The organism is Pandoraea captiosa (assembly GCF_902459775.1).
Classification (GTDB): Bacteria; Pseudomonadota; Gammaproteobacteria; order Burkholderiales; family Burkholderiaceae; genus Pandoraea; species Pandoraea captiosa.
Genome location: NZ_CABPSQ010000013.1, coordinates 116,732 through 138,079, shown reverse-complemented (window position 1 = coordinate 138,079; position 21,348 = coordinate 116,732). Strand labels below are relative to the sequence as shown.

Below are 21,348 nucleotides of genomic sequence, written 5' to 3'. Positions count from 1 at the left end.
CCCGTGCGAATCCAGAACATCCTCATCCAGAAAAGCCCGGTGCACGATCACGCGTGGGCCATGCACATCGAGGTCAACGACTGCAAGTTCAGCGGCTACTTCGATGACTTCGGCGGATTCATCACCGCCGTGACCGAAGCGGCCAAGTTCTTCGCCGTGCGCGCGGGCAAGCTCCGCGTGAAGGATGCCAACCTGACGCGCGCCGTCGTGCCGGGTGACGGCAGCGCCCGCGTTCTGCCGGGGGATAAGCTGCAATGAAATTCTGGATAACCAACGCGGGTACGCAGTTCCGTCTGATTCCACGCATCAGGCTTTCGCGCGAGCGCATTTGCGTTCACTGGATTGGCGTGTGTTTCTCCCTCAAATGGAATTTCAGATGAGCGACATCCAGGCAGCGGGCGAGATCCACTACAAGCCGCCGGGGCCCATCGGCAAGGCGTTCATCAAGAGCGACGCATTCGTTGCCGGGATCATGGGCCCCATCGGCTCGGGCAAGTCCGTGTGCTGCGTCATGAAGCTGGTGCGCAACCTGCAAAAACAGAAGCGCCAGCGCGACGGCTGGATTCGCCGGCGCACCGCCATCGTCCGGAACACCTATCCGGAACTGAAGACCACGACCATCAAGACGTGGCACCAGTGGATCCCGCCGACCTACGGGAACTATCGGGAGTCCGGTCCACCGACGCACCACATCGTCGACGCGGCGCAGAAGATCGACTGGGAGGTGATTTTTATCGCGCTCGATCGCCCGGACGACGTGCGTAAGCTGCTGTCGCTCGAACTGTCCGACGCGTGGATCAATGAGGCGCGTGAGGTGCCGAAGGCCATTCTCGACGGCCTGACCGGGCGTGTCGGCCGCTTCCCGCGCCGGGAGGAGGGCGGCTGCACCGATCCGCAGATCATGCTGGACACGAACCCACCTGACTCCGACCACTGGTGGTACCGGCTTGCCGAGGAGCCGACGCCTGAGGACATCGAGACGAACGCCGAGCTCGAAAGCAAACTGCGAGAGGTCGGTTCGTTGCGCGAAGATCAGAACCTGTTCGACTGGTTCCGGCAGCCGGGCGGCCGCTCGCCGAACGCCGAGAATCTGAACAATCTCGACCCGGGCTACTACCTCAAGGCGTGCGCGGGCAAGAAGCCAGAGTGGATCAAGGTCTACGTCGACGGCGAATACGGCTTTGTCATGGACGGCAAGGTCGTGTATCCGGAGTACAGCGACAACCTGCACTGCCGCCAGTTCGAGGCGAATCCGCGCCTGCTGCTGCACATCGGCATGGACTTCGGTCTCACACCCGCCGCCGTGTTCGCGCAGCGCATGCCCAACGGTCAGTGGCGCAAGCGCAGCGAAGTCGTGACGGATCGAGCAGGGATCATCCGCTTTGCCGGGCTCATCAAAAAGCACCTTGCCGAGCAGTATCACGGCTTCAAGATCGGCAGCATCACGGGCGATCCGGCGGGCAATGCCGCCCAGGGTGGCGATGACGAGGAACGCGACACGTTCCAGATTCTCGAGGCCCACGGAGTGAAGTCGGTGCCCGCGTACACCAACGCGCCGACGATCCGCATCGAGGCGGTGCGAAACCCCATGACGCAACTGATCGACGGTGAGCCGGCCATGCTTGTGCATCCCGATTGCCGCGTGCTGCGCAAGGGATACATGGGCGGCTATCACTACAAGCGGATGCAGATCGGAGGAACCGAGAAATACCGCGATGTGCCAGATAAAAACATCTATTCGCACGTATGTGACGCCGATCAGTATCTTATGATCGGTGCAGGAGAAGGAAAGGCGATTGTGAAGCGTGAACCCGTGGCAAATCGCCCAGCATTCGCGCTCTCCGACTACTCGACCGACTTCTAGGAGCAGCCCATGACCTCGCTATTCAGCAAGCCCAGCACGCCGGCCGCACCGCCGCCGCCAGCTGCGCCCCCGCCGCCCACCGTCGATAACGCCGCAGTGCAGGGCCAGAACGATGCAGACGCGCTGCGCCGACGCCGTGGTATGGCGTCCACCATCCTCGCTGGTGGAAGCACTTCATCCACCCAACCCACGACCGGCGCAGCGAAGCTGCTGGGGAGCTGAACATGGCACGACGTCCGCAACTGACACTGTTGAATAACGGCAATGCCACGGGGCAATCCGTTGACTGGCCGGGTGGCAATGGCGCGTGCTTTGCAGAAGGCACGTTCGGAGGCGCGACGCTGACGCTTCAGATTCTGTCTCCCAACGGTACGTGGATGACGCTGGGCAATCAGACCACGTTCACTGCCAACGGCGTCGCCGGATTCACCGCTCCCGCAGGTCAGGTCCGCATGCAAATTACCGGCGGAACCCCGAGCGCGGTGTATGCCTACGTCGTTGGCATCCCAACGAATAACGGGGGCTGACGTGCCTGGCAATCTTGGCTTTCCGCTCCCATTCGGGCAGTCCGGCGGCGCACAGGTGCTTGCGCAGTCGGCTGTACCTGTTTCTGTAACGGGCGTACTCACGGAGACGGTACTCGCCACTGTGACCGTTCCTGCGGGAGCAATGGGGCCCAACGGCGTATTGCGCTTAACCACCATGTGGAGCTTCTCGTCGACGGCCGTAGCGAAGACCTTGTACGCGCGTCTCGGTGGCGTCGTGTTCATGAACCCGGGATACAACCAGGCAGGCACGGCGAGCATGCAGCACATGACGTTCCTGCGTAATCGCGCATCTCAGACGTCACAGACGGGATTCTCAAGCGCTTCCAGCACGCCCTTCGGAACCTCGTCGATCGCCGCGCAGACCTACAGCATCGACACATCGATAGCGCAAAGCCTTACGCTCAGTGGGAAGCTAAGCGACGTTGCCGACAGCATCACCCTGGAGTCGTACACGGTGGAGATTTTGAATCCATGATTGAAATCCCCGCAATCATCAAGCCGTCTTTGGACGACAACGGAGAGCCGAGCACGATCCTTGTGCCGCAGTCCCAGTTCCCTGACGACTGTATCGCTGTCATTTGCGACGGCACTACGTTCACCGTCTATTTGCCAGGCGACACGTTGCCGGCGCAATGAGGAACAGAAAATGGCAGATGAACGCGCCGACAAACTAATCCGCCTGCAAGAGCAGATGCAATCGCGTCGTGGCATCTGGGAGGGGCATTGGCGTGAAATCGCCGAGCGTGTACGTCCCACGCAGAATCTGTTCCAGCAGCAGCGCCCGGACGGCGACAAGCGCAATGAGCGCATCTTCGACGCAACGGCACCACTCGCGCTGCCCAAGTTCGCCGCCGCCGTCATCAGTTTCACGATGCCCGCGACGCAGCGCTACCAGTCGCTGACGACTGCCAATCCTGATCTAGCCGAGAATCCAAACGTCAAGAAGTATCTGGAGCAGGTCACCGACATCATATTCAAGGTGCGCTACTCGCCGCACTCGAACTTCCAAGCACAGTCAGGCGAGGCGGTGCTTGACATCGGAGCATTCGGCACCGGGATCCTGTTCACCGACGATGTTCTCGGCAAGGGCATTCAGTACAAGTCGTTTCCGCTCGCCGAGTCCTACATCTCGGAGGATGAGAACGGCACGGTGAACCGGCTTCACAGGAAGTTCCAGTTCACCGCCGAACAAGCTGCCCTGAAGTTCGGGCGCGACGCCTTGTCGGAAGGTATCAAGCGGGCACTGGATAAGGATCCGCTTTCGAAGTTCTGGTTTCTTCACTGCGTCGGCCCGAACGACGAATATGACAGTCGCCGCCGCGACCACCGTGGCATGGATTTCTCATCGTGTTACATCGAGTTCGAAACGCGCAGTGTGGTCAGTGAGGGCGGATTTCGCCGCTTTCCTTTTGCCGTGCCGCGCTACGAGACGAGCCCGCGCGAAGTCTACGGGCGCTCGCCGGCTATGACAGTGCTGCCCGACATCAAGATGCTCAACGAGATGAGCAAGACCGTGCTGCGCGCCGGTCAGCAGGTTGTCGCTCCGCCGATCATGCTCACCGAAGATGCCAGCCTGCAACCGTTCAATGTTCGATCGAACGCGCTCAACTATGGCTACGTCGATCAGAATGGTCGCGCGACGGCGATACCGTTCCAGACGCAAGGACGCGTCGACATCGGGCTCGACATGATGAATCAGCGTCGCGAGGCGATCAACGACGCGTTCTTCGTGACGCTGTTCCGCATTTTGGTAGAGGAGCCACAGATCACCGCTACCGAAGCTATGCTGCGCGCACAGGAGAAGGGGCAACTGCTGGCGCCCACGATGGGACGCATCCAGAGCGAACTCCTCGGCTCGGTGACGGAGCGCGAGATCGACATTCTTGCGGCGAGTGGTGCGCTGCCGCCGATGCCTCGGGAACTGATCGAAGCTGGCGGCGAGATCCGTATCGAGTACCAGAGCCCGCTCAACCAGGCACAACGCGCGAGCGTGGGGATCGGCATCATGCAGACGATGCAGGCCGTCGCGCCGCTCGCGCAGATCGATTCGTCGGTCATGCTCAAGTTTGACATCGAGGGTATGGCGGCTGAACTCGCGTCGATCAATGGCGTCCCGGAACGCCTGATGCGCACCGACGACGAGGTCACGTCGCTCAAGGAACAGCAGGCCAAGCAGGAGCAGATGAAGCAACTTCTCGCTGCTGCGCCTGTCGCCGCGTCTGCCGCCAAGGACTTCTCGCAGGCACAGGCAACCGCAGCCACGAACCAGAACGCTCCGGCGGTGCTGCCGCAATGACGATGAAAATACTTGATCGCATCCTCCGCCGCCGGTCGTACTACCGCGCCACGTTCCAGAGTGACGCCGCGCGCCATGTGCTGGCCGATCTGCGTCGCTTTTGCCGCTACGGCGAGTCTCCGCTCGTCGTCTCCACTGTCCGACAACAGGCCGATCCCATCGCCACCGCGGTGCAGATCGGCCGTCAAGAAGTGTTCCAACGAATCATCGCGCATCTGCATATCGATGATGCCCAACTCCTGAAACTCAAAGAGGAAGCCGAAAATGAGTAACACCGCTGCTGCTGCTTTTTCCGGGTCTGCCGCCGCTGGCGGCTCTGCTGACGCGAGCGCTGGCGCTGGCACGGGTGCTGCCGCCGACGCCGCTGCATCGGGTGCTGGTGCCACCGCTGGTGGCGGCGATGGCGCCGGTGGTGCGGGCGCCACGTCCGCCGGTAGTGACGCATGGTTCTCCAGCATCCAGAACGACGAGGTGCGCAACTGGACGCAGGCCAAGGGCTGGAAGGATCCTGCTGCGCTCGCTGAAAGCGCATGGAACCTCGAGAAGCTGATCGGCCACGAGCGCGCTGGCCGCACCGTAGTAATCCCGGGCGATGACGCGCCTGCCGAGGAGCTGGCGTCATTCCGCGCCAAGATGGGTGTTCCCGAGAAGGCAGACGATTATCTGAGCGTGATCAAGGTGCCCGAAGGTCAGCCGGACACGTTCGCGAAAGAGGCGTCGACGTGGTTCCACGAGGCAGGCATCCCGCCGAAGCAGGCCGCATTGCTCGCCGAGAAGTGGAACGCGTTCCAAGGCCAAGCGGCAGAGCTGCAAGCCAAGGAGGCAGCGACGCGCGCTGATCAGGAGTTCGGCGAGGTGGTCGCGGGATGGGGCAAGGAGGCTGACGCAAACCTCGAACTGGGTAAGCGAGCCGCTACGCAGTTCATCCCCGCGAAGACTGCCGAGGAACGCCAACAGGTGCTTTCAAAGCTTGAGGGTGCCATCGGCACGAAGGCCATGTTGGAGATGTTCGCCAACATCGGTCGCGGCCTGGGCGAGCACAAAGTACACAGCAATGGCGACAGTGGGGGTGTGGGCATGTCGCCTGCCGAGGCCATGGCAAAAATCAAATCTCTCCAGTCCGATAAGGTGTGGGCGACGTCGTATCTGCAAGGTGACGCGTCCAAGAAGGCAGAAATGGAGCGGCTTCACAAGATCGCATATCCGGCGAGCGAATGATGACTGATACCAAAAACACGTGTTTTTCGCCGGAAGCCATCCGCATAGAATGCTTACGACTGGCCAACATTCCGGGGCGCGATACAGCACTGATCGTGAAGCGCGCCGAGGAATTCGAACGATTCGTCGTCGGGCCAGTCACCCAGCAGCCGGCGGCAACGCCGGTATCCACCGATAAGGCGACTGCGAAGCCCCGGTCAAAGAGCAGCTGACACTGCCGCACGGCCCCTGCGACATGGGGCAAGAAGCGGCCCCGCACAGGGCAAGCCCTTCGAAGACGTGAGTTTCTTTCACTTATTCAACGGAGGGCATCATGTCCCAGTTCGTCACCACGCATTACGTCCAGCAGTACACCACGAACGTCCAACTGCTGTCGCAACAGAAGGGTTCGCGACTGATTGGCAGCGTCACGCAAGGCGCCTACGTCGGCAAACAAGGCGTTCCGGTCGATCAGTTCGTACCCACCGTCGCGCAAAAGCGCACCACGCGCTATCCGGCGCTCACCCCGGCAGACACGCAAGCTGATCGTCGCTGGGTCTTCCCGTCCGACTATGACTGGAACGACCTCATCGATCAGATCGACAAGCTGCGCCTGCTGATCGATCCGCAATCGAGCTACGTCAACAACGGTACGGCGGCCATGAACCGCGCGAAGGACGACGAGATCATCGCCGCCTTCTTCGGTGCCGCGAAGACTGGTGTGGATGGCAATACCACGACCAACTTCCCCGCCTCGCAACAGGTCTCGGCGTCAGAAGGCGCGAGCTCGGCCACGGGCATGAACGTGGAAAAGCTCAAGGCCGGCATTCAGATTCTGTTGCAGAACGAAGCCTGGGATCCGTCGTCGGGCGACCGCATCTACTGCGTGATCAGCGCCAAGCAGAACCGCAACCTGATGGACGAAGTTCAGGTCATCAACGCGGACTACAACGGCGAGAAGGCAGTCGTGAACGACGGCTTCGTGATGTCGTGGGGCAAGGTCGACTTCATCCATTCCGAACGCCTGCCGCAGAACGGCTCGTCGCAGACGCGCTGCCCGTTCTACGTGAAGGAAGGCATGCACCTCGGCCAATGGCAGGACGTGTCGGCCGACGTGTCGCAGCGCAAGGATCTGGCCGGTTTGCCGTGGCAGGTCTACCTGTATGGCACCTTCGGCGGCACGCGCCTGGAGGAAAAGAAGGTCGTGGAAATCCCCTGCGCGTAAGCGTCGGCCGCGATCCATTTCTCACGATTCTAGGAGTTCATCATGGCAGTCGTTACCGTCAAGTCCACCACGATCACGAACCGCGATGCGGTTCCGTCGATCATCAGCGATGGCCGTCTCGAGCGCGGTTCGATCCGCTCCTCGCATGGCTATGTGTCCGCCACCAATGGCGATTCGGTCAACTCGAAGTACATTCTCGCGTCGCTGCCGTCGACCGCGATGGTTCGCGCGATCTACCTCTCGTGCGCAAACCTCGGCGCCTCGTCGGCTGTGAATCTCGGCGTGTACCGCAATACGAAGGATGGCGGTGCGGCCGTGTCGGCATCGCTGTTCGCTGCAGCTCAGGCCACGTCCGCGGCTTTGTCGCGGGCTGACGCGACCAACGCCGGCGGCACCTACACGCTCGACAAGCAGGAGCAGCCGCTCTGGCAGGCCGCCGGTTTGACAGCTGACCCGGGCGGCACGCTCGACATCGTCGCGACGGTCCAGGCGGCCATCGCCGCGACGGGGTTGATCGGCGCTGACGTCCAGTATGTCGACAACGGCACGTAATCCAAGTTTTCGGTGAAGCGGTGATTCCCCACGGGCTTTCGGGCTCGTGGGATTTTTTGCAAATAGGAGAGCACCATCATGGCAACACGTCGTCTCAGTATCGCCGTCGAAGGCAACGACCATCAGGTGACCGATGCGGTCGGTGCGGCCGTGGTTACAGCGCCGGTCGAATTGACCATCGACACCGACGCCCTGATCGCTTCTGGACTTTCGTCGACGCAAGTCCGCATGCAGGTATTGCTGGCTCTCGACAAGCTGCACGCCTACATCGAGACGTCCGGCAAGTTCAACATGCCGGGCTAAGGCTGAGCCATGGCCTCGCAAACCGACATCTGCAACCGTGCTCTCACGAAGGTTGGTGCGGCCCGGATCACCAACATCAACGAGAACAGCAAGCCCGCGCGCGTCATGTCCGCGCTCTGGGACACGGTGCGCAAGGCTGAACTGCGTCGACGCTTCTGGAAGTTCGCGATCGTGCGCACGACCCTGCCGGCACTCAGCGAGAAACCGGCCTGGGGCTACAACACGGCGTTCCAGCTTCCGGCCGACTTCCTTCGACTGGTTCAGGTGAACGACACCTTCGCGGTGCCCGCGATGACGGACTACCGCGACCAGGACGACAGCGCTTACCAGATCGAGGGCAGCCAGATCCTCACGATCTTCAATGCGCCGCTCAAGATCCGGTACGTGCAGGACGTGGCCGACCCGGGCAAGTTCGATGCGTTATTCGTCGAAGCGCTCGCGTCGAAGCTGGCGTACGAAGCCTGCGAAGAAATCACGCAGTCGCTCTCGAAGCGGCAGCAGGCCGCCGAAGACTACAAGCAGGCCATGCGAGACGCAACGCTCGCCGGTGCCATTGAACGCGCGCCGCAGGGCTTCCCCGACGATTCCTGGATGCTGATTCGACTATGAGAGCCTCACCCATCCTCGGCTCCTTCAACTCGGGCGAGTTGTCGCCGAGGCTGGAAGGGCGGCAAGACATCGCGAAGTATGCGAACGGCCTGAAGACGTGCGAGAACTATATCCCGCTGATTCAGGGCCCGGCCATGCGCCGCGGTTCGTGGCGCTTCGTCGCGCCCATCAAGGATCAGACGCAGCGCGCCTGGTTCATGCCGTTCCAGTTCAACACGCAGCAGGCGTACGTGCTGGAGTTCGGCCATCTGTACATCCGCTTCTGGACGAATCACGGGCAGCTGCTGAACGCCGGCGTCCCCTATGAGATCGCCTCGCCGTATTCGAGCTCGGATCTCGTGGACGCAGACGGCCAGTTCCAGCTTGATTTCGTGGAGTCTGCCGATGTTGTGTACATCACGCATCCGAAGTTCGCGCCGCGTAAGCTGTCTCGCTTGGCGCCCACGAACTGGACGCTGACCACAATGCAGCCCATCGGAGGACCGTTCAAAACTGCGAACACCACCGCCACGACGGTATACGCGTCCGCGCAAACGGGTGCTGTGACGCTGACAGCATCCGACCCGATCTTCTCCCCCGGTCACATCGGCTCGTTGTTTCAACTGAGCCGGAAGAAGACGTCTTCGATCACGCAATGGAACCAGCCTGATCCGATCTCGAACGGCATGCTGCGTATGTCGGACGGCAAAACGTACAAGGCCATCAGTCCGAATCCACCGGCCGGCACACCGCGTGTGACCGGCCCGGACAAGCCGGTCCATACCGCCGGGGCATTGTGGGACGGTGGCGATGTCGTCAAGGGCGCCTATTACACACCATCGGGGAGCACCAACCCCATTGACGCTCAGGTAGGCGTGCTGTGGAACTACGAAGATCCCGGCTACGGCGTCGTTCTGATCACTGGTTGGAACGATGCATACACAGTTGCCGGGACCGTTGTTCCGATGACGACGGCCAGTTCACAGGCGCAGCTACCGGCCGACGCCGTCGGCGCAGCCAATGCATCAACGCAATGGGCGTTCGGCGCATGGTCGAGCGTGGAAGGGTGGCCGACGAACGTCAGCCTGTTCCGCCAACGGCTTGCCTTCGGGCGTGGTCAGACGGTCTGGCTCGGCGTGGCGGGGGACTATGAGAACTTCAACGCGCGCGACCTCAACGGGCTTGTCACGACCGATGCAGCGATCACGGCCACGCTCGTGTCCCGCCAGGTCAACAGTATCCAGTGGATGGAGCCGCTCAACTCGTCGATCGAGGCGCTGGTGTGCGGCACCGCCGGCAGCGAGTTTGCAGTGCGCTCGCAGACGGAGAACCAGCCGTTCGGCCCGGAAAACATCTCGACGCCGAACACATCGGGCATCGGCTCGCGCAAGGCCAAGCCGGTGCAGGTCAGCAACTCGCTGCTGTTCATCCAGCGCGCGGGCACGAAGTTGCGCGATATCGCCTACGACTTCGCGAATAACGGGTACCAGTCGAACGACCAGTCGGTGCTCGCGGAGCACATCCCACAGCCACAGCTCAATCAGATCGCCTACCAGCAGGAGCCATACTCGACGGTCTGGGGCGTTCGCTCCGACGGCGCGCTGGTCGCGATGACCTACTCGCGCGAGCAGTACCCGGAGGCGCCGCACGGCGGCTGGCATCGGCACCCGATTGGCGGCGGCGGCCTGATTGAGTCGATCTGCGTGATCCCGTCTCCGGACGGAACGCGTGACGAGTTGTGGGGGATCATCCGCCTGACCGTCAACGGTGCGACGAAGCGGTACGTCTGCTACATGGATCGCGAGCGCCAGCCGGACGACGATCCCGAAGACAGCTTCTATGTCGACTGCGGACTCACGCTCGACAACGTCATTGGCGCAACGCTTACGCCTGGCGCTGACGCTACCACGGCGCACGCCGTCAATGTGCCGTTCGTGGCCGGGTCTCCCGTGTGGTCCGCATCGGATGTTGGCCGCCAGATCCACTACCGCTACACGATCACGGCCACAGACGTGTCCGGCAAGCCGGTCACACAGTTCGTCACTGCCAAGGCAACCATCACCGCATTCGTCGATGCATCGAACGCGGTTTGCAGGGTCGACGCGGCATTCCCGTCCACCTCCACGATCCCGGCCAATGCGTGGCGCATGACCGTCACTACCATCAGTGGGCTGGATTACCTCGAAGGCATGACGGTCGACCTCCTGGTCAACGGCGCCACGCACCCGTCGCGCGTGGTCTCTGGCGGCTCCATCACCCTGCAAAACGCCGGATCGAAGGTGCATGTCGGGCTCGCGTGCCCGGCGCGGCTGCAATCCATGCGACTGAACGCCGGCGCCGCTGATGGCACCAGCCAGGGCAAGAACGCGCGCATCAACCAGATCGTGGTGCGTGTGCTCGACACACTCGGGCTGCAATTCGGGCACACGTTCGAGAACATGGACGAGGGGCAGTTTAGAACCGCGCTGGATGCGATGGACAACCCGCCGCCGCTTTTCACTGGCGACATGCTGTTCGACTTCGAGGATGGCTACGGCACGAATCCATGGGTTTGCCTCCAGCAGTCGTACCCGCTGCCGTCGACCATCGTGGCAGTCATGCCGCAGGTCACAACCTACGACAAGGGCTGACATGCAGATTTCACCGTACCGCGCGTCGGACATGCATGAACTAATGCTTCAGCCGGCGCAGGCCGCGATGCGCCCACTGCTGCTCGCTAATGGTTATCCCGAGGCGCTTGAGCCGCTGGAGTCATTCACAGGCCGTATCGACGGACGTGTCGTTGTATGCGCGGGCTTCTTCACCCTGTGGGAGGGCAACGTGCGCGCATGGGCACTCATCGCGGGTGACATCGGACCCATGGGCATGCTGGCGCTGCATCGTGCGGTACGCCGCGCCATGATCAGTTGCGCCGCACGTCGGATCGAGGTTGAGGTCGACACGAATTTTCCGCAGGCGCACCGCTGGGTCAAGATGCTCGGCGGCTTTGAGTGGGAAGGGACGATGCGCAAATATTCGCCCGAGGGGCGTGATACCGATCGATATGCATGGGTGAGATAAATGGCAGATCCGATAACCCTCCTGACCATCACAGCCGCCACCAGTTCCGCGCTTGGCGTGGCCGGGGCCATCACTTCGGCAAACGCGCAGTCAGCGAGTGCCGATGCCGCGGCGGCGGCAGCTGATTACAACGCTTCCGTCAGTCGAGAGAAGGGAAAGGTCGCGCTTGCTCAAGCCAATGCGAACGAGGAGGCGCAACGGCGAGCGGGGGCAATGGCGCTCGGACGGCAGGCCGCCGCGACGGCCGAGTCTGGCGTTGATCTGTCATCTGGCTCTGCGCTGGACCTGTACAAGCAGTCGGCGACAAACGCCGAACTCGACGCGCTGAACATCCGGTACGGTGGCCAGATGCAGGCACTCGGCATGGATTCTCAGGCCGCGCTCGACTCGATGTCGGCGCAGCAAGCGCGGAATAACTCCGGCGCGGCACTCACGGCTGGCTACCTGAACGCGGGTGCATCGGCGCTGTCATCGTACGGCACCTACACGGGGCAGAAGGCGCAGATCAATTACGCGAAGTCGCGCGCCGCCGGCGGTCTCTCACAAGGCTGAAACTATGCAGATTCCTGTCTATCAACAACAGACGAGCGTAGGCGGAGGTGCACCGCTGCCGCGCGCCGAAGCGACACCGGTCTCGCCTGCCATCGGGCAAGCGCTGTCGAACGTCGGTCAGGCCATGCAGAACGTTGGCCAGGGCATCGCTCAGGAAGCGACTGTTCAGCAGAAACTATTGCGGGAGCAGGAGGAGCAGGACGCAAAGGCATGGGCTGGTAATGTCGCGTCAAACGCGTATCTCCAATGGCAGCAAAACCTGAACGAGCGGAAGGCCGCAGCGACGGGGCCCGCACAGAACTTCACGCCAGATTTCATCGGCGACTTCGATAAGTATGCTAGCGATACGATCAGCACCGCGCCGACGCCGCAGTCGAAGCTGTTCCTCCAGCAACATCTGACTTCGTTGCGCACGCAGCTTGGCGGTCAAGCTATCTCGTTCGAGGCATCCGCCCGCGTCGCGGACCGTGTGAACAATGTGTCTGCCGCAATCGACAACTGGTCGAACGTCGTTTATTCCGATCCGTCGAAGGCGGGCGTTGCGCTGGCGACGATCGAACAGACAATGCCAGAAGTGGGGCCTGAGGCGCGGGACAAACTCCTGAAGACGGCGCGAGAGAAAATCCCGTTTTTTGCTGCATCTGGCTCATTGGAACGCGATGCGCAGTCCGGGAACATTACTGGGATTCAGGCAACGCGTGCTGCACTCGAAGGAAAAGACGGCGAGTCGATGGACCCTGGGCGCCGCGCTTCCCTCATCACGAAGGCATACGGGTACGAGAACGGGATTCTCGCTGCGCAGGAGCGCCAGCAGAAACAGGCTGAAGCAGAGGCGCAGGCGCGTGAGACGGCAGGCACGAACGCCTATAACAAGGCGTTTGATCTGGCTTCGAGCGGTCGCTATTTCTCGACCGACTTCATTTCCGAGACGTCGGCAGCCGTCGCCGGCACCACAGCAGAGAAGCCGTTTCAGGAACTGGTCAAGTCGCAAGCGATGGTGGCCGGCTTTGCTTCCATGTCGCTCGCGCAGCAACAGTCGGAGCTTGAGCGCATGCGGGCGGCGGGCTCCGATCCGATGCTCGGCGTCAATCCCACCGAGCAGGCCACGCAGCAGCAGCTTGAGAAGATCAACACGGCAGCGCAACAGGCCTACAAGGAAAACCCATGGAAGGCCGCGCAAGGCTACGGCGTGATCCGCGACGTGCCGAGCGCACCGATCACAGACGCGAACTCGGCACTGCAACTGATTGCCCAGCGTATGCCGCAGATCGGCGTCGTCGAAAACCGGGCCGGGCGTCAGATCAGCCCGCTCCAGCCGCAGGAAGCTTCCGACCTGTTGCGCGTCATTGAATCGACGCCGGTCGATACGCGTGCACAGGTGCTGAACCAGATCGGCGGCATTCTACAATCGTCCGGACGGATAGCTGACTTGGCGAATCAATGGCATGACCAGAACCCGGCAGTGGCATTGGCGATGAAAGCTGGGGCAGGGGGCGCGAACGGCAATCCGCTGATGACAACGAGCGGTACGCCGGTCTCTGCCTTCATTCTCTCCGGCGAGCAGGCTATCCGTGACAAGACGGTCAAGATCGACGACACGGCCGGCGCGGGCATCCGGTCGCAGATCAACACCGCCATCAACTCGGTCCTGCCGCCGGCGCAGGAGGCTGATGCGAAGGAATCGGCCTATTACATCGCCTTGGGCAGCGCGGCGCGCAATGGGCGCACCGCGCCGAACTCGACCGACATTCAGAACGGTATCAACGCAGCAACCGGCGGAATTACGAACACCGGCGGCACGCGCTTCAACGGCGAGCCGAACCGAGTGGCCATGCCATACGGCTGGACTGAATCGCAGTTCACCAGCAGCCTCAAGGCGGCGGGTGTGGGCAACATCGAGAATACCGTGAATGGCGCGCCGATCGGGGAGGTCTACATCGGGCGTGATGCCATGCCCGTCGCGGACTTCATGAGCAAGTTCCCGAGCTACAAGCTTGTGCGTGTCGGAGTGCGTGGCACGTACGCTGTGCAGGCTGGCCAACAGTTCGTGAGCGACGTCATGGGCAGGCCCGTGACAGTGCACCTGAACCTCGGCCAGCAGCCTGCGCAGAAAGCGGCTACTCCGGCCGCTACGCAGGTCGATAACCCGTTCGGAGGCTGATGTGCCGATCGACGATCTCTACGCTGACACGACCGATTCCTTTCTCCGGACGTCTGACCAGTTCCCAACGCCTACGCCGCGCGCCGACGTGGGGACGTCCATTGGCTCGATCACGCGCGCCGTCGGACGCGGTTTGGGTCAGGGCGGCGCGACGCTTTTCGGTGCTGCGTCTGACCTGGCCGCTGGTGCCACCGAAGCATACGTCGATCCGACGCTGTCCGCTGGCGCGGCGCTGAACCCCGGGGCAGCGGAACTCGTTGACCGCCGTGTGAATGATGCTGTCGCAAAATCCCGCGCCGGCCAACTGTTCGAATCGCGCCTGGGCAACGCGGCGTATGACCTTGCGGACACCTTCAAGGCGAATCCGTCGGACACGTCTCGGGTCGATCAGATCGTGCAGGGTGCGGTGTCTGGCCTGACGCAAATCATCCCGGCTGCTGTTCTCGGAGGCCCGCTCGCCGGCGCGGCCGTCGGTGCTGCATCGCTTGGCATGGGGCGCGCGGAAGAGCTCAAGCGCGAGGGCGTCGACGTGGGCACGCGCTCTGCTGTCGGCGCAGTGTCCGGGGCATTCGCTGCAGCCGGGGCCGTGCTGCCTGTTGCTGGTAGCACCCTGGCGCAGACGGCTGCGCTCATCGGGGTGGGCGGCCCGGGCATGGCTATCGGGCAAGGTTACGCCGAGCGCGCCATCCTGCGCAACGCCGACTACAAGTCTCTCGCCGACCAGATCGACCCGCTGGACCCTGTGAACATAGGCGCGGCGACGCTCATGGCTGCTGCGTTCGGCGGCGGTACGCATGCGATTCGGGCAGTCCGTGAGCGCTCCGGTGGCCCGATGGCCCCGCCGCCTGATCTGGCAGCTATGCCAGTGGCCGAACGCAAGGCGCTTCCGTACAACCATGCATCGCTAGATGCCTACGCCACTCAGGTCGCTCAGCAGAACGGCGTGCCGCCAGCATTCCTGCTTTTCATCAAGAACGCGGGCGAGCGCTCGAACAGCAATCAGGTGAGTTCGGCGGGTGCCAAGGGCGTCATGCAGTTCATTGACGATACCTGGAAGGCATACGGGAAAGGGGGCGATCCTACCGATCCTGTCGCGTCGATCAACGCGGCTGGGGCTTACGCACGGGATCTTTTGAACCGGTACAACGGTAACGTGCGGGCTGCCGCTGCTGAGTACAACGGTGGCGTCTCTCAGGCAAAACGTGTCATGGCGGGGCTGGAGCCGAATAAGCCGGAAACAGCCGCGTACGTCAAGCGTCTCGATAACTACCGTGTCAGCCCCGACGAAATGCGCTTCACGCCCACCGGGGAGCAGGTCGACGCAGCCCTCACGATGTATGGTCGCCGCATGCTCGACGACGCACATCCCTTCGGTATTTCCGACGTTGATGCCTTCAACACCCATCAGGCTTTGACCGATTTCGCCGTCCGACAGATGAACGCCGGCGCGTTCCCGGATGTCGCCCGCTACATCACCGAGACGGATTCTCTGCGCGCACAGGCGCTCGACGGCATGATCGCGGACGCCGAGAACGGCTACCAGACGCTTGCTGGGCAGGCCGCCCAGTTGGCCGACCCAGGCGCCGTGACGGCGGCGCGCAACGAAATCGCAGCGATGGGCACGCGCCCGGGCGACGCCGAGGTGAGAGCCTTGACGGAACAAATCCAGCAGCAGGGAACGAAATTCAAGGACGCGCAGCGCCAGGCGTCGAAGCAGGTCGAGCAGATGCAGGCGGATTTCGACGCGCGCCTCGAACGGCTGCAAGGCGCCATTTCACGTAACGCCGAAGCACAACGAGCAACGAATGCGCTCGCCAGTGCTGAATCCAACCTCGCATCGTTGCGCGAACAGCGCGCTGCGTTCGATGTTCCTGCGACGAAGCGCACGCCGATTGCTGACTATGTGCGGCAGGTCGCAGAGGCATACCGCGCGGACACGATGGCGCCGCGCGCATCTCGCGCTGTGCTGGACGCCTGGATATCAGAGGCCGGGGCGCCGGTGCACGTCGCACCGCGTGTCGACCTCATCCGCCAGGGCGGACAGGACGCTGCGCCGACGCTTCCGGAAACCGCCACAACCACAGAGGCAAATCTACGTGCCTTGCAGGACGCCGAGCCCGAAACGCGAGTTCATGTCGACGCCGACCGGGGGCAAGTCGAAGGAACCATTGGCGACGTGATGAAGGTCATTGACGACGAGCACGCCGCGGCTATCGAAGACTCGAAGCTGTTCGAGGTGGCCGCCAACTGCTTTATCTCCCGAGGTATCTGAGATGCACGACAAATGCGTAGAGGCAGTTCAGGCTGCCGCTGGCCGGACGCTGACGAAGGCAGAAACTGATGCCATCGAGAACCGTGTGCGCGCCGGGATGGCTGCGCGCCGACTGGAAGACCCTGCCGCGTGGAGCGCCATGCCGACTTCGGAGCGGATCCGCGCGGGCGCAGAGTGGGCACGCGAGCAACTCATCCACGAAGCTGAATTGGCGAAGGCTCGCAAGCAGATGCAGGTGGCCAAACAGATCGACACGACAAACCGCATCAACGAGGCCGTATTCTCGAATCCGGACCGCGCCTACGAGAAGCGAGCACGCGAGAAGGCCGTGAAGGCCGACATCGAGGACACCTACGCCATCTCTGGCGGCATCAAGGCGACGTACATGCGCAACATGATGGGCGCGATCGATGCTATGAAGGAGGGGCAGAACTGGCTGTCTCGTGCGTTCGACGTCGACAATCCTGCGATGGAACGCGACATCATCCGCGAGATTTACCGCAATGCTGACGGCTCGACGGGCAATGACGTGGCCAAGGCCGCCGCGCAGCAGATCAATGCCACCACGGACGCGATGCGCAAGCGATTCAATGCGGCGGGCGGCGACGTCGGCCAGCTTGACTATGGCTACGTGCCGATTCGTCACTCAGCGCTCAAAGTCATGGGAAACGGCAGCGACACGCAGCGTGCGGCGTGGGCGGACTTCGTAATGCCGCTGCTCGATCGATCGCGCTACCTGGACGACGCCGGCCAGCCGCTAGACGACGCGGCAGTGCGCCGGATGCTGGTCGGCGAAGACAGGACTCCATGGGAGCGCAGCAGCGCGGCGGCGCAGGGGAAGATCGAGCCGCGTCAGCAGGGAGTCTGGGACACGATCGCCTACGGCGGCATCAACAAGATCGTGCCGGGCGAAACCACAGGTAACGCGGCGCGCGCCAATGCCGGCAGCAAGCACCGGGTGCTCCACTTCAAGGACGCCGACGCCCACATCGCCTACAACGCGGCATACGGCGAGGGTTCGATGCTCGACTCGCTTATCTCCCACGTCGACGGCATGGCCAAGAACATCGCTCTGGTCGAGCGCTACGGCCCGAACCCGACGCGCAATATGCAGACGCAGATTCAGCTTACGGCGATGCACGACAACACGGAACTGCGCACGCTTGAGGGCGGCATGACGTCGATCGGTGCGTACTGGAATTACGTCACTGGCGCGACGAATACACCGGTCAACCCGAAGCTTGCCAAGATCGCCGAGACTACGCGCACGGCCACCAGCGCGATCAAGTTGCAAGGGACACTTCTCGCGGCCTTCGGCGACGTGGGAACCATGTTCGTGTCAGCCGGCTACAACCGTGTGCCGTTCATGCGCACGCTGGCCGATGCCGCTCGTCTGATGGCGCCCGGGTCGAAAGACTTCCGAGACTGGCTCACGGGGCAGGGCCTCATCGCGGAAACGCTCGAGCACGGCCTGAACCGGTGGGGCACCGATAACCTCGCTACCGGCTGGGCCCGCAACCTGTCGGCCGCGACGATGAAATTCGGCGGCGTCACGGGCTGGACCGATGCCACTCGCACCGCCTTCCAGGCGAACATGATGCGCGGCTACGGCAAGATCATGGGCACGAAGTGGGCGGATCTCGACGCCTGGGATCGAACACTGCTCGAGCGCGGCGGCTTCAACGAGGACGATTGGGCGACGATCAACAAGGCCACGCCGTCGGATTACAACGGTGAGAAGTACCTGACGCCTGACGCCATATTCGCTACCGGCGATGCACGCGCAAACGACGTGGTTCCCAAACTGCTCGCGCTCGTGCGCGATGAGGGCGAGTTTGCCGTGCTCAATCCTGACCTTCGCACGAAGGTGATCGCCGCGGCCACGCCCGGCACCATCGGTGGGGAACTGAAAAAGACCTTCCTGCAGTTCAAGTCGTTCCCGATCGCAATGATCTCGCGGCACTGGGGGCGCATCGCCGAGATGGGCCGCGATTATGGCTGGCGCGGGCAGAACTTACCGGAAGGCGCGCCGAAGCTGGCCAATCCGATCGCGTATGGATCTGCGTTGGTGCTGTCGACCACGCTGATCGGCGCCATCACCGTCCAGCTCAAGAACATGCTTGCGGGACAAGACCCGGAAGCGCCGTTCGACAATCTGGCGCATGCCGCGCGCTTCTGGACCCGTGCTTTCACCACTGGCGGCGGTGCAGGCTTCGCGGGGGACATGCTCAATGCATCGCTGACCAGCACCGATTACGGCTCGCTGCTCTCAAGCGTCGTCGGCGGCCCGGTGCTGTCCACAGCCTTTCAGCCGGTGCGCGCGCTTTCACGCGCCGCTCAGGACTCGGCACAGGGAAAGGAGACGCATCTGTCTGCCGACATGGCCAAGATTGCGCAGAGCAACCTGCCGATTATCAATCTCTGGTACTGGAAGACCATCTGGAATCGTCTGTTGTTCGACAACATCGCGGAGAACCTCTCTCCCGGGGTAACCCAGCGAAACATCAACCGACAGAAGAAGGAGACCGGCGCAGACTATTTTTGGCGCCCCGGAGAATCTGCTCCGCAGCGCGCGCCAGATCTTGGTGCAATGTCCAGCCAGTGACGTTGATACCGGTTTCACATATGCACATAGCGCCTTCGGGCGCTATCTTTTTGGCATCAGATATCGGCGGGCCATGACCCGGCGAAGCATCCAATCACCGCTCTCGGACAACACTCCAACGAGGGCAAAATGGCAGTCACGACAACCACATCGCGCGCATCCTATTCCGGCGACGGAACGACTACCGTCTTCCCTGTGCCGTTTTATTTCCTTACGAACGCCGATCTGAAGGTCTACGTCGGTTCGACAGAACTTTCTACTGGCTACACCGTGTCCGGTGCTGGTGACGAGGAGGGCGGCAGCGTTTCGATCACTCCGCCGCCGGCCGCCGGTGTGCAGACGCTCATTCTCCGTGATCCAGACCTGCTGCAGCAGACGCGCCTGCCTCCGAATGATCCGTTCCCTGCGAAGGCCGTCGAAACCATGGCCGACAAATTGACCATGATCGTGCAGCGCAACGGTGACCAAATCGGGCGAGCATTGGTACTTGCGGATTCGGACGTTGATGGCTCCGGGGCATATCGAGCAAAACAGAATCGCATTCAGGATCTAGGCGACGCTGTCGACTCGCAGGATGCTGTGAACTTGCGCACAATGCAAACGGCCATTGCTGAGAACGTGATGACCGGCGGCGGTGATTCAGTTCTGGCACTTCTGGCGAACAACACCGATGTGACGCTCGGCTCGTCGATGATCGGCTTCAAGCAGTCCGGTACCGGCTCTGTCGGCCGAACGCTCGCCAAGCGGGCAGCTGACATGCTGAGCGTCGCAGACAAGGGCAATCCGTCCAACCTCACCACGGCGCTCACGAACATCGCTGCGGATCTCACGAACGGCGGTATCGCGTACGTGCCCCGTGGAGGGTGGACGCTCCAGGGGACTTACACGTTTTCTGGGCAACGCTTGCGTATCATCGGAGAAGGTCAGAACTCATCCCAGATCATCTATTCACCGACGTCAGCTGGCGTCGCTCTTGCGTTTAACAACGGTTCGGCAGGAGGGGTCTATCAGGGGCGAATTTCCGGCATCGGGTTCTCGTCCGATCCCTCCAATACCGTTGCGAAGACTGCGATCAGTCTGGTCAACTGTGCCGACTTCGAAGTTTCCAGGATCGGCATCGCAGGAGGGAATTGGCCTGGCGACAGTATTGGCATTCGCTCGTATGGTCGGCAAACGCTTTCACTCCACCACTGCGAAATCGCGTGCGCGCGGCCGCTGGTGTTTTCAAAGAATGCTACATGGCCGACGTTGAACACCGATCACTATGACGTGTTCCGATGCGAGATCTCGAGCACTTCCGCGACGCGGGCCGCAATCGAGTTCGAGGACGGGGTGGCGTTCTCGACGACGACACTACGCAACCTCGCTATCACGGGCGGGAAAGACGGCATTCTGTGGAACGACACCACGTCCACAGCAGCGTCCTTTGGGCTCGGTATTCATACGGTCCGATTCGAGCAGGGTATGGACCCGGCCGGGTATTGCATCAATCTCGCATCGACTGCGCAAACACTCCAGACGCTGACGATTCGAGACGTGACGCTCGACACCGTACGAAACGGCATCCGTCTGCGTCGCGCTCAGCGCGTTCTCATGGAGAACGTGTCGTTCAACATGGGGGCCGGAAAGGTCGCGCTCGACATGACATTCGAGGCCGGGTCTCGGCTCACTCTTATCAACTGCTACAGCCAGACCGGTGCGACGTTCACACTTACCAACGCCAAATGCATTCGCCGAGAAATGAACGCGGCAGGTGCGTTGAACGAGGAATGGATCTTCGATGATGGAGGAATGGGCGGGGTTCAACAAAGTGGCGTTGCCCGTGGAGGCGTGCCATTCACGCTTGCAGCAACTGGTAATGCCGCACTCGCAACGAATGCGTTCGTCGGTCACGTCGACATTATGAATTCGCAGGGTGTCGCTGCGACGTTCCTTCTCGCTGGCACGAATGGGATCACGTTCGAGGTTGCTGATGGAGCTGGCCAGTTCTCTGCGACCAAAGGCACCGCGAGCAGCACGAACGTCTATTACGACGCGGCGACTGCTACATATCGAGTCGAGAACAATCGAGGCATGACGCTCAACTACGCAGCTTCACTGCGTGGCAACGGAAATCTGTGAGGAC

Annotated in this window: 21 protein-coding genes; all 21 read left to right on the top strand. The window is 62.1% G+C overall.

The annotated features are described in order from the left end of the window. Positions 1-3: 3 nt before the first annotated feature. The 21 genes from PCA31118_RS23330 to PCA31118_RS23235 all read left to right on the top strand — a co-directional run bounded on the left by PCA31118_RS23330 (position 4) and on the right by PCA31118_RS23235 (position 21,344). On the top strand, positions 4-258 hold the full coding sequence (locus PCA31118_RS23330) for a hypothetical protein (RefSeq protein WP_150627353.1): 255 nt from the start codon (positions 4-6) through the stop codon (positions 256-258). Between the two features lie 118 nt (positions 259-376). Next, complete coding sequence (locus PCA31118_RS23325) at positions 377-1,864, top strand: phage terminase large subunit (RefSeq protein WP_150627352.1); 1,488 nt, start codon at positions 377-379, stop codon at positions 1,862-1,864. A 9-nt stretch (positions 1,865-1,873) separates the two neighbouring features. Further along, entirely contained in the window at positions 1,874-2,086 is a 213-nt protein-coding gene (locus PCA31118_RS23320; protein WP_150627351.1) for a hypothetical protein, read from the top strand. A 2-nt stretch (positions 2,087-2,088) separates the two neighbouring features. Beyond that, positions 2,089-2,391, top strand: coding sequence for a hypothetical protein (locus PCA31118_RS23315; protein WP_150627350.1), 303 nt, complete (start codon positions 2,089-2,091; stop codon positions 2,389-2,391). 1 nt (position 2,392) lies between these two features. Next, entirely contained in the window at positions 2,393-2,887 is a 495-nt protein-coding gene (locus PCA31118_RS23310; protein WP_150627349.1) for a hypothetical protein, read from the top strand. Then, on the top strand, positions 2,884-3,048 hold the full coding sequence (locus tag PCA31118_RS27115; protein ID WP_174990577.1) for a hypothetical protein: 165 nt from the start codon (positions 2,884-2,886) through the stop codon (positions 3,046-3,048). The genes PCA31118_RS23310 and PCA31118_RS27115 overlap by 4 nt, the downstream gene beginning before the upstream one ends. A 10-nt stretch (positions 3,049-3,058) precedes the next feature. Then, positions 3,059-4,708 (top strand): portal protein, encoded by a 1,650-nt coding sequence (locus PCA31118_RS23305; protein WP_150627348.1) that lies wholly within the window; start codon positions 3,059-3,061, stop codon positions 4,706-4,708. Then, the gene (locus PCA31118_RS23300) at positions 4,705-4,980 is read left to right on the top strand and encodes a Bbp19 family protein (RefSeq protein ID WP_150627347.1); all 276 of its coding nucleotides are present in this window, start codon (positions 4,705-4,707) and stop codon (positions 4,978-4,980) included. Before PCA31118_RS23305 ends, PCA31118_RS23300 begins: the two co-directional genes overlap by 4 nt. Continuing rightward, positions 4,973-5,926 (top strand): hypothetical protein, encoded by a 954-nt coding sequence (locus tag PCA31118_RS23295; RefSeq protein ID WP_150627346.1) that lies wholly within the window; start codon positions 4,973-4,975, stop codon positions 5,924-5,926. Before PCA31118_RS23300 ends, PCA31118_RS23295 begins: the two co-directional genes overlap by 8 nt. Next, a complete protein-coding gene (locus tag PCA31118_RS23290) occupies positions 5,923-6,138 on the top strand; it encodes a hypothetical protein (protein WP_150627345.1) in 216 nt (71 codons plus the stop codon). Before PCA31118_RS23295 ends, PCA31118_RS23290 begins: the two co-directional genes overlap by 4 nt. 101 nt (positions 6,139-6,239) lie before the next feature. Next, positions 6,240-7,130 (top strand): phage capsid protein, encoded by an 891-nt coding sequence (locus PCA31118_RS23285; protein WP_150627344.1) that lies wholly within the window; start codon positions 6,240-6,242, stop codon positions 7,128-7,130. A 42-nt stretch (positions 7,131-7,172) separates the two neighbouring features. Further along, on the top strand, positions 7,173-7,682 hold the full coding sequence (locus tag PCA31118_RS23280) for a hypothetical protein (RefSeq protein ID WP_150627343.1): 510 nt from the start codon (positions 7,173-7,175) through the stop codon (positions 7,680-7,682). 78 nt (positions 7,683-7,760) lie between these two features. Further along, positions 7,761-7,985, top strand: coding sequence for a hypothetical protein (locus PCA31118_RS23275; protein WP_029307633.1), 225 nt, complete (start codon positions 7,761-7,763; stop codon positions 7,983-7,985). A 9-nt stretch (positions 7,986-7,994) separates the two neighbouring features. Next, entirely contained in the window at positions 7,995-8,594 is a 600-nt protein-coding gene (locus PCA31118_RS23270) for a phage connector family protein (RefSeq protein ID WP_150627342.1), read from the top strand. After that, complete coding sequence (locus tag PCA31118_RS23265; protein WP_150627341.1) at positions 8,591-11,203, top strand: phage tail protein; 2,613 nt, start codon at positions 8,591-8,593, stop codon at positions 11,201-11,203. The genes PCA31118_RS23270 and PCA31118_RS23265 overlap by 4 nt, the downstream gene beginning before the upstream one ends. 43 nt (positions 11,204-11,246) lie before the next feature. Next, complete coding sequence (locus tag PCA31118_RS23260; protein ID WP_150627340.1) at positions 11,247-11,633, top strand: hypothetical protein; 387 nt, start codon at positions 11,247-11,249, stop codon at positions 11,631-11,633. Continuing rightward, a complete protein-coding gene (locus PCA31118_RS23255) occupies positions 11,634-12,185 on the top strand; it encodes a hypothetical protein (RefSeq protein ID WP_150627339.1) in 552 nt (183 codons plus the stop codon). Positions 12,186-12,189: 4 nt separating this feature from the next. Beyond that, positions 12,190-14,346, top strand: a complete 2,157-nt coding sequence (locus PCA31118_RS23250) for a hypothetical protein (RefSeq protein WP_150627338.1) — start codon at positions 12,190-12,192, stop codon at positions 14,344-14,346. 1 nt (position 14,347) lies between these two features. Further along, positions 14,348-16,618 (top strand): lytic transglycosylase domain-containing protein, encoded by a 2,271-nt coding sequence (locus PCA31118_RS23245; protein WP_150627337.1) that lies wholly within the window; start codon positions 14,348-14,350, stop codon positions 16,616-16,618. Between the two features lies 1 nt (position 16,619). Next, positions 16,620-19,223, top strand: coding sequence for a hypothetical protein (locus tag PCA31118_RS23240; protein ID WP_150627336.1), 2,604 nt, complete (start codon positions 16,620-16,622; stop codon positions 19,221-19,223). A 129-nt stretch (positions 19,224-19,352) separates the two neighbouring features. Next, entirely contained in the window at positions 19,353-21,344 is a 1,992-nt protein-coding gene (locus PCA31118_RS23235; protein ID WP_150627335.1) for a hypothetical protein, read from the top strand. Positions 21,345-21,348: the final 4 nt, after the last annotated feature.